The organism is uncultured Holdemanella sp. (genome assembly GCF_934772795.1).
Classification (GTDB): Bacteria; Bacillota_I; Bacilli_A; order Erysipelotrichales; family Erysipelotrichaceae; genus Holdemanella.
Window position 1 is genome coordinate 1 of the sequence record NZ_CAKVMR010000076.1, and the last position, 9,723, is coordinate 9,723.

Below are 9,723 nucleotides of genomic sequence, written 5' to 3' on the forward strand. Positions count from 1 at the left end.
AACACTGTACCTCACGATACAATGCCCAAGGACTAGATACTGGCCTCTTTGCTCCAAGAGTTACCAGGTTAGGAGTTTCACCTAACTATATCGACTGCACCGAACTGGCGCACCATGCTTGTACCTCCTCTACATAAATAGATTCATTTGTCGAAGGTTCTAAAATAACGATACCTTCTTTTCTCAATTCATTGGCTTGTTTCATCGCTTCAATTTGTTTGTCTTGCGGATAATACAATTTATATTTCTTTTTAGGCTGTACATCGACATGATCGATTAGTGGATCTAGCTTGACACTAAAGCCACAAGCTGGAAGATCGCGACCAAACTTCTTTAATAAACAGTCATATCGGCCGCCACTTAGGATACTTGTTCCTACTCCTGAAACATATCCTTCAAAAATAATGCCGGTATAGTAATCCAAATGAGCAACTTTTCCTAAATCAATGGTTACATTTTCTAAATATCCTAATTCTTTTAAAGATTGGATACATTCTTTCATAGAATCTAAGACATCCTTTAATGAATCATCGAAACAATACGTATACGCTTCATCTAATACATTCACATCTCCACATAAGAATGGAAGGTGCATAAAGAAGTCCACAATTTTTTCACTAAGATACAAAGAATCTAAATAGATTTTAAGATCGACCATACTTTTCTTATCAATTAAATCAGCTAGTGTATTGACTTCTTCTGTACTTAAACGAACAACTTTACATGCTGCCTGAAAAAACTGCACATTGCCAATTTCGAGTGTATAATTTTTAAAGTTTTTCATGACTTCTAAAGCACAACACAAGACTTGTACATCACTTTTTGAATCCAATCCAATCAATTCAATGCCACAATCTGTGACTTCACTTCTTTTGCCCGCAAACTTTTGACGTACTTTAAATACATTTGAAGTATAGCGATAACGAAATGGAGGCTTTGAATCTTTAAATTTGGATGCACAAACACGTGCGATGGGAACAGTCATATCTGTTCTTAATGTTAGAATTCTTCCATTTTCATCAAAGAATTTATACATATCTGTTGTTTGAATATTCTTAAAAGCATTTTCATATGTTTCATAATACTCAATCGTAGGTGTAATAATTTCTTCATATCCAAAGGATTCAAAAATCCCTTCCAAAGTATTTTGTAGATATTTTTTCTTTTCACACTCATTCAAGATTGTATCTTTCATTCCTTGTGGTAATTGTATTTGTTGCATATAAACCTCCTTATAAACAAAAAAACTTCCGTCCTAAGGACGAAAGTTTAACTTACGTGGTTCCACCTTATTTTACTAATAAATTAGCCTCAAACCTGATAACGCCAGGAATACGTTAAAAACTACTTAGTTTCATCTTTACAGCTCAAAGACGTGTTCAAATAGCCTTACTCTTTCTTTACACCTGCCAGAAAGTCTCTTGAAGCAGTACCATTTTACTATTTCTTTTCATTGCTTTGAAACTAATATAGTATTTATGAAAACAGATGTCAAGTCTAAATGTAAATTTTTACATTACTTTTCCCACGAATAATAGGAACCTCCAAACACAAACAGATGTTCAAACGGTAATAAAGAACGAATCCATTCATTGAAGCCTTTTGGATTCTTTTCGTCGTGGACAATGGTCTTCACTAAGCGATTCTTTCCACCAACATTTTTATACATTCTTAATTGCCAGCCATTTTCTTCTACTTCTTTAGACTCTAGATCCAGACTTGCCATCGCTTCTAAAATCGCATAGGCATCTTCTTTAGAAATTGTAGCTTGTTGCGTTTTTAAAGCCTGTACACCTTCTTTTGACATAATATACCTAGTTAGATAGACTCTTCCATTGGCACTGATTGTCAAGTTCTGTGCCACCTCTTCAGAAACACTCGCATAATGCCACTTACTTAAAAGGTTACGATTTAACTTAATACATTGAAGTGTATCTGATTCTTTTAAAGATAGATATCTCAACAATAATTCTTTAAACATCCCTGATTCAATAACACTCTTTAAAAAGTAAGGTACATATTTTTCTTTTTCAAACACATATGTAATATAGGTATATACTTCCGTTTCATTCAAATCATGAATACTTTTATTTAACACGGAATCAATGTGCAACATATATTGTTCATCATTCAAATTCTCCATCTTCAAACAATGATACACATTTAATATAATTGGATCATATGCATCTTTTACGCGATATCCCACATGTAGTAGATCCACACATGCATGAATGCTTTCAATCATTGAATCACCTACTTCGTATTTGAAACGGCCCAAGAAGCATCTACTATATAATCTTGTTTAATATCGGATAAGAAGACTTCTTCCACTTGTTTATATACACCTTCGTGAAATGGCATAAAATGCATCTTATCACTTTCTTTTTCGTCCAACACCATGACATAATGTGGATTTTCAAAGTTTTGAATATTCCAATAATATAGACCATTCACATTGTCGGCATCTTCATATTGAGATAGTACTAGAAGTTTATAAAGTTCCATAATGCGATCATCATAACCACTGTCTGAAATCAAAATCTTCTCAATCCAGTCTCGCTCATTATCTACGATTCGTACTGTATAATCTTCACCTACATTGGCATGATCTAATATCTTTTTAATGGGTTCTAATTCTTTTTCTTCTGTAAATTGAATCAACAATTTCTTTTCCATATCATGATATAAAACGGGATACGGAATGTGAAATTTAGAATGGCAATGTGCACATTCTATATCGAAGAGTTTTCCACTTAACACTCTGTTTTTCATATCTTTGTCCATTTGAACGTTGATTGACGTAAAAATATCAACATTAAACTTTTCATTGCATTCTGGGCATACTAATTCTATTTTATTTTCCATACAAACCACTCCTATTTATTCGCTAATACATTGGGAACAAGTTCCACAAAACAATCTTCATATTCTTTTTGAAGTGCTATTTTCAATTCTCGATTGGCTACTTCCAACTCGGTATAAGACATCGTATCGATTCGTGTTGTGAAATAGATAGATATCCACATTTTTCTTCCTGTTGTCGTAATATCATAAAACACCGGATCATATGGATAATTATCCAACACAGAAGACGCGATATTTTTAATTTTTGTGACTTCTTCTTCGTCAGGACTCAACAACATCAAACTGCGAAAACTCTCTCCAATCATTTGAATTGGTTCTTTCATCATGCCTAAGGCAAGGACAATTGCGACAATCTGATCAAAATATGGAGAAATACATGAAAGTGGTGTGTGCACTAAAAATGAAGATAAGAAAAATGCTAGCGATACACCTATACTTGAAAATACATCAATTTTCCATCCATAAATTTCTACATCTACAGTGGGTGATGTTACTTTTTTATTAATTCGCATTAAAATCAATAAAATCAGTGCAGAAAAACATGTTAATATCGTTTCAAACATGGATACCTGCATATGATCAATATCATTACCGCCATTCAACATAATTTGAACATTGTTCATGATCAGAACCATCATAACCGCAATAAACATAAATCCTTTCAAAAGAATCACAATACTTTCAAGTTGTGCATATCCAAAGGGATGTTTTTCCGTTACGGGCTTATAGAATAAAGGAATAATATAAATTGTTAATCCAATCACGACAAGTTCCGTTGAATCATAGACTGTATCTGCCAAAACAGATTGCGATTTAGAAAAGATTGCCATAATAAGTTCTGCAAGCGCAAATACAACACCGGACCAAAATGAAATACGCATCACAATTTGTTCCTGTTTTTCTTTCATTTTCTCACCTAATTTCCTTGTTATTATATCACAAGAAAAAGGAACGCTTAATAAAACGTCCCTATTGTTGATTACGAATGTAGTTTAATGCGCCGCCCGCCATAAGAATATCAATATCTTCTTGACTGATCGGTGCATGTACTTTGTATGTTTCTTTCTTTGTCACATTTTCAACGACAAGGTCTAATGAATCATATAAAGAATTTACATTTTCAATCTTTAATTCATCCATTTCATCGATTTTATCGTAATCGGATTTATCTGTAAATACCAGTGGCAACAAGCCAAAGTTGACTAAGTTAGCCAAGTGAATACGAGCAAATGACTTTGTCAAAACAGCTTTAACGCCTAAATACATAGGTGCAAGTGCGGCATGTTCTCTACTTGAACCTTGTCCATAGTTTTCTCCGGCTACAATGATTCCACCATTATTTTCTTTACATACTTCATCGAAGTGAGGTTTATTATTTTCAAATACGAATGTAGATAACTTTTCAATATTTGAACGATACGGTAAAACCTTGGCTCCAGCTGGTGCGATGTGATCGGTTGTGATATTGTCTGGTAATTTGATAACAACTTTTTTATCGATTGTTGAATCCATTGGCGTATTTACTGGTAGAGGTTTAATATTTGGTCCACGAACAATTTCAACATTTTCTGGATCTTTGCTTGGGGCATAAATCAATGAATCGTCGATATAGCTTTGTTCTTTTTCAAATTCATCGGCATATTCTAAAATAGTTGGGTCTGTGATGACTCCCGTAATTGCACTGGCTGCAGCTACTTCTGGTGATACTAAATAAATGCCTGCACTTAATGTACCGCTTCGACCATAAAAGTTACGATTAAATGTACGTAAACTTACAGCATCGCTCTTTGGACTTTGCCCCATACCAATACATGGTCCACATGTACATTCTAGAATTCTAGCTCCACAAGATACAAATGTCGCAAGTGTTCCATTCTCAATTAATTTCATTAAAACTTGTCTAGATCCTGGTGAAACAACAAGACTTACATTCTGAGCAATCTTCTTTCCTTTTAAAATAGCTGCTGCTTTCATTAAATCTTCATAACCTGAGTTAGTGCAGGATCCAATCGCAACTTGGTCCACTTTCATTCCGGCTAATTCAGACACTTTTTTCACGGCATCTGGTGAATTTGGACATGCAGCCAATGGAACAAGCTCATCAAGGTTGATTTCAACGGTTTCGTCATAATGACAACCTTCGTCTGCACTTAACGCAATATAGTCTGATTCTCTTTGTTGGCGCTTCAAGAATTCACGAGTAACTTCATCACTTGGGAAAATGGATGTAGTTGCACCCAGTTCGGCTCCCATATTAGTAATGGTAGCTCTTTGATAGACACTTAGATTTTTAACGCCTTCTCCAGTATACTCAAATACTTTTCCTACTCCGCCTTTTACACTTAATAGTTCTAACAATTTTAAAATAATATCTTTACTAGAAACACCATGCGCTAAAGTACCCGTTAATTTTACTTCGACTACTTTTGGACATGTTAAACGGTAACCAATTCCTGCCATAGCTTTGGCAACGTCCAATCCTCCAGCACCAATGGCGATACATCCCATAGCGGAAGATGTTGGTGTATGTGAATCGGAACCAATCAATGTTTTTCCTGGTTTGGCAAAACGTTCTAGATGAACTTGGTGACAAATTCCATTTCCGGGTTTTGAAAAATAAATTCCATATTTACTAGCCACACTTTGAAGATAAGCATGATCATCTGCATTCATAAATCCATTCTGTAGTGTGTTGTGATCCACATAGCTGACAGATAATTCTGTTTTTACTTGTTTAACGCCCATAGCCTCAAACTGCATATAAGCCATAGTTCCTGTGGCATCTTGCGTTAGGGTCTGATCCATTTTGATTTCAATCGGTTGGCCCGCTTCTAATTTCCCTTTTAATAAATGTTTTTCTAGAATCTTATACGTTAAATTTTGCATAGACAATATCCTCCGTTTGGAATTATAACAAAAAATGTAACAAAATGAAAGTTTATGTTATAATATGAAACACATGAAAGGAGGTTTCAGAAAGTGAAGACACTTAAAGAAATCTATCAAGCAAATGAAGAACTCAATTATATCGACTCTTCCTTATACTCTAGATATCGTGTAAAGGCTGGTCTTAGAAACGATAATGGTACAGGCGTTAAGGTGGGTCTGACTAAAATTTGTGATGTTATTGGATATAAGATTGTTCATGAAAAGAAATACAACATTGATGGACAATTAATTTACAGGGGATATCCCATCAATTATTTAGTTGATAAACAACCCAAAGATCGTATTTTTGGGTTTGAAGAAGTCGCATTCCTTTTGATTTTTGGCACACTACCAACAGAAGAACAGTTACAGGAATTCAAAGACTATTTGTTGAACTTTAAAATGGGCCCTGTAGACTTACAGTATGAAACACCAAACATACTAAATGCACTTCAAATTGAAGTATTGAAGTTATACGCAAAAGATCCAAGTGCAGATACAGATGACTTGGAAGAACGAATGATGAAAGGATTAAACATTCTAGCGAGTATCCCACTTTTCACATTTTCATATGCCCGCAACAAAGTTTTTAAATCCTATCCTTATCCTAATAAAAGCTTTGCCGAAAACATCTTATGCATGGCTAGAGGCAATGATCAATATACTTTTGAAGAAGCAAAAATCTTAGATACTTTATTAATGGTTCATGCTGATCATGGTGGAGGAAACAACTCTACTTTTGCCAATGTCGTAATTTCAAGTACAGGAACGGATATTTACTCTTGTATTTCGGCTGCCATTGGTTCTTTAAAAGGACCTAAGCATGGTGGTGCCAACTGTAAAGTGACCAATATGTTTAAAGCTATCTTCCATGAGGTTGGATTTACAACAGATGAATCCACTCTTAAAAAAGTTGCGAATCGTTTATTGGATAAAGACTTTTTTGATCACAGCGGACTAATTTATGGAATTGGACATGCGATTTATACAAAGAGTGATCCACGTGCATTATTGATTCAGCAACAATGTGAAAGGCTCGCAAAATCAAAAGGTCAAGAAGATATCTACAATTGTATCCATACGTTTGAAAAAGTTGCGATTGAAGTCATGAAAGAAAGAAAAGGCATCGAAGTATGTGCTAATGTGGATTATTATTCTGGCTATGTTTATTCATTGCTAGGAATTGAAAACGACTTGTTTACACCACTATTTGCGATTAGTCGTACAGCCGGATGGGTCAGCCATCATTTGGAGAATCGTCAATCAAACAGAAAATTAATACGACCTGCCAATGTATATGTAGGAGAAATGGAGGAAAATGAATGACTACAATAACAGTTTTTAAAGGGGACGGAATTGGCCCAGAAATTACAGATGCGGTAATCAAAGTGTTGAATGCTGCAGGTGCAGATTTAGAATATGAATTCTTTAATGTAGGTGCTAAGGTATATGAAGAAACAGGAGAGTACATTCCAGAAAAAGCGTTTGAATCTTACGAAAAGAATAAAATCTTATTGAAGTCTCCCATCACAACACCAGTTGGCAAAGGTTTTCGTTCATTGAATGTCACTTTGAGAAACAAATATGATTTATGGGCAAATATTCGCCCTGCTAAATCGAACCCTTGTATTCCTACGCGTTTTGAAAATGTAGATATCGTAACTTTTAGAGAAAACACAGAAGATCTATATGTAGGAAAAGAAGAACAGATTGATGAGAATACGGTATATGCATATAAAATCATCACAAAAAAAGCGAGCACAAGAATTATCAAGGCTGCTTTTGAATATTGTGTTAAGCACAATCGTAAAAAATTAACTTGTGTACATAAAGCGAACATCTTAAAAATGAGTGATGGTTTATTCCTTCACATATTTGAAGATATTGCCAAGGACTATCCTCAAATTGAAGCCAATTCTTTGATTGTAGATAACACTTGTATGCAGTTGGTTATGCATCCAGAACAATTTGATGTGATGGTCATGCCAAATCTTTATGGAGATATTGTATCTGATTTAACGAGTGGATTAATTGGTGGTTTAGGATTACTTCCTAGCTGCAATAAAGGTGATGAATATGCGATGTATGAAGCTGTACATGGTAGTGCTCCAGATATTGCAGGCAAACATATTGCCAATCCAAGTGCTTTATTATTATCAGCTTGTATGATGTTAGATGATTTACATCAAGATGTCGTTTCTAATAAAATCCGAAAAGCCTTAAATAATGTGTTTGAAGAACATTGTGTATTAACACCCGATCTTGGTGGTAGCGCAACAACAGAACAGTTCACAGACGAAATCATTAAAAATTTATAAAAAAGAAAGACGATGGTTATTCATCGTCTTCGTCTTCGTCAGCCAATAATGGTTGGCGATTTTTTAATGTTAAAATATATGTTCCATCTTTTGGATATGCACTTTTGTCTTTTTGATCACTCAAGATTTCCAATTCACATGGATATCCTTCGTTTTCAAGAATCTGTAAAAGATTATCCTTACCAATTTTTTTAGTAATTGTACGTCCACATGCACAGTTACCATATTGATCAAGGCATTGTTTAATCCACACAGGAATTTTTGAAGCTGCCATTGTATCCTCCTTGATTAAAAGTATTCGCAAGCTATATCATATGCAAAACACCTTTAAAAATCAAGTAGAATCCGACTTAACCTTCTAAAACTGCAATAATATTTGGATAATATGTAAAACGATCATCTACAAACTGTAAAGCTTGGTTTGCGATTTGTTTTGCCTTGTCTTTATCAACACCTTCATAAATTGAAGCATAACGATAATAGATATAATCTTTGATTTGGTTTTCTCTTAAGATATAAGCATAGTCTGCATCACCTAATCCATAATCACCATGTAAGATATATAGATCAGCTACATCCATCATAATACGATTACTGTACTTGTTGTGTAAGTCTTCTAATTGTGATAATACAGCGAAAATGAAATGTTCATAGTAATCTACATCTTCATATTTCCATGTTTTCAAAACACTATAAGCTAGATCCATGAATTCTTCAACGAATTTTTCTACATCAACGCCAATTTCTTCTTCTAATTTCTTTGAATCATGAATATCTTTGTGTTGTGCAATCATCAATACTTTACGCATTGTATCAAATTGATCTTTATATTCTTCTCCATCCGCAACAACATCTGTATATTTATAATTCAATGCATGTGCAACATCAGCTTGTAAATCTTCTGCTTTTTGAGGTTTGATATCGGCTGTTTCGAATACTTTTGATACAAGTACTTCTACTAATCCTTCATCGTAACCATCTTCTTCAAAATTAAACTTACCAGTCAATTGGTATTTGTTTACTAGATCTTGCGAAACAGATTTTACATCCGGATTTAAAATCAATTGTTGAGTAATTGAATCGCGAGTTACATCCATTGACATAGCTTTTGCTAAATCTAGGCATGTATCTAATGATAATTTAGCATATTGTTCTTCTTTAGTCATTTTCTTAGTTGTAGCCTTTTTAGTTGTCGTTTTCTTAGTAGTTGTCTTTTTAGTAGAAGCTTTCTTTGCTGTAGCTGGTTTAGCAGCTGCTTTTTTAGCTGGAGCCTTCTTTTCTGTAGTTGTTTTTTTAGCAGTTGCTTTCTTTTCTTCTGCAGGTTTAGCTTCTTCTTTTTTAGCTGGAGCCTTCTTTTCTGCAGCTACTTTTTTAGCAGGTGCTTTCTTTTCTTCTGCAGGTTTAGCTTCTACCTTTTTAGCTGGAGCCTTCTTTTCTGCAGTTGCTTTTTTAGCTGTTGATTTCTTTTCTTCTACAGGTTTAGCTTCTTCTTTTTTTGCTGGAGCCTTCTTTTCTGCAGCTGCTTTTTTAGCAGGTGATTTCTTTTCTTCTACAGGTTTAGCTTCTTCTTTTTTTGCTGGAGTCTTCTTTTCTGCAGCTACTTTTTTAGCAG

General features: G+C 34.4%; 9 protein-coding genes and 1 other annotated feature. Of the genes, 2 read left to right on the forward strand and 7 right to left on the reverse strand.

Going from position 1 to position 9,723, the window contains the following annotated elements; genetic code table 11:
• Positions 1 to 85: 85 nt before the first annotated feature.
• The 5 genes from hisZ to Q0F04_RS10490 all read right to left on the reverse strand — a co-directional run bounded on the left by hisZ (position 86) and on the right by Q0F04_RS10490 (position 5,751).
• Positions 86 to 1,222 carry an ATP phosphoribosyltransferase regulatory subunit gene (hisZ, locus tag Q0F04_RS10470; RefSeq protein WP_295753066.1) on the reverse strand — a complete coding sequence of 379 codons (1,137 nt, stop codon included), beginning with the start codon at positions 1,220 to 1,222 and terminating at the stop codon, positions 86 to 88.
• A 32-nt stretch (positions 1,223 to 1,254) separates the two neighbouring features.
• Positions 1,255 to 1,463: a binding site (T-box leader), on the reverse strand.
• Between the two features lie 53 nt (positions 1,464 to 1,516).
• Positions 1,517 to 2,245 (reverse strand): hypothetical protein, encoded by a 729-nt coding sequence (locus Q0F04_RS10475; RefSeq protein WP_295753068.1) that lies wholly within the window; start codon positions 2,243 to 2,245, stop codon positions 1,517 to 1,519.
• An 8-nt stretch (positions 2,246 to 2,253) separates the two neighbouring features.
• Positions 2,254 to 2,865 carry a CpXC domain-containing protein gene (locus tag Q0F04_RS10480; RefSeq protein ID WP_295753070.1) on the reverse strand — a complete coding sequence of 204 codons (612 nt, stop codon included), beginning with the start codon at positions 2,863 to 2,865 and terminating at the stop codon, positions 2,254 to 2,256.
• A gap of 11 nt (positions 2,866 to 2,876) precedes the next feature.
• Positions 2,877 to 3,773, reverse strand: coding sequence for a cation transporter (locus Q0F04_RS10485; RefSeq protein ID WP_295753072.1), 897 nt, complete (start codon positions 3,771 to 3,773; stop codon positions 2,877 to 2,879).
• Positions 3,774 to 3,834: 61 nt separating this feature from the next.
• Positions 3,835 to 5,751 carry an aconitate hydratase gene (locus Q0F04_RS10490; protein ID WP_295753074.1) on the reverse strand — a complete coding sequence of 639 codons (1,917 nt, stop codon included), beginning with the start codon at positions 5,749 to 5,751 and terminating at the stop codon, positions 3,835 to 3,837.
• A 93-nt stretch (positions 5,752 to 5,844) separates the two neighbouring features.
• Here Q0F04_RS10490 and Q0F04_RS10495 point away from each other — a divergent pair, with 93 nt between their 5' ends.
• Entirely contained in the window at positions 5,845 to 7,119 is a 1,275-nt protein-coding gene (locus tag Q0F04_RS10495; protein ID WP_295753076.1) for a citrate synthase, read from the forward strand.
• On the forward strand, positions 7,116 to 8,111 hold the full coding sequence (locus Q0F04_RS10500) for an isocitrate/isopropylmalate dehydrogenase family protein (RefSeq protein ID WP_295753078.1): 996 nt from the start codon (positions 7,116 to 7,118) through the stop codon (positions 8,109 to 8,111). The genes Q0F04_RS10495 and Q0F04_RS10500 overlap by 4 nt, the downstream gene beginning before the upstream one ends.
• Before the next feature lie 16 nt (positions 8,112 to 8,127).
• Here Q0F04_RS10500 and Q0F04_RS10505 read toward each other — a convergent pair whose 3' ends face one another.
• Both Q0F04_RS10505 and Q0F04_RS10510 read right to left on the reverse strand, forming a co-directional pair.
• Entirely contained in the window at positions 8,128 to 8,385 is a 258-nt protein-coding gene (locus Q0F04_RS10505) for a hypothetical protein (RefSeq protein ID WP_117570669.1), read from the reverse strand.
• Between the two features lie 76 nt (positions 8,386 to 8,461).
• The coding region (locus Q0F04_RS10510) for a neurofilament protein (protein WP_295753081.1) at positions 8,462 to 9,723 on the reverse strand (1,262 nt) is incomplete at its 5' end.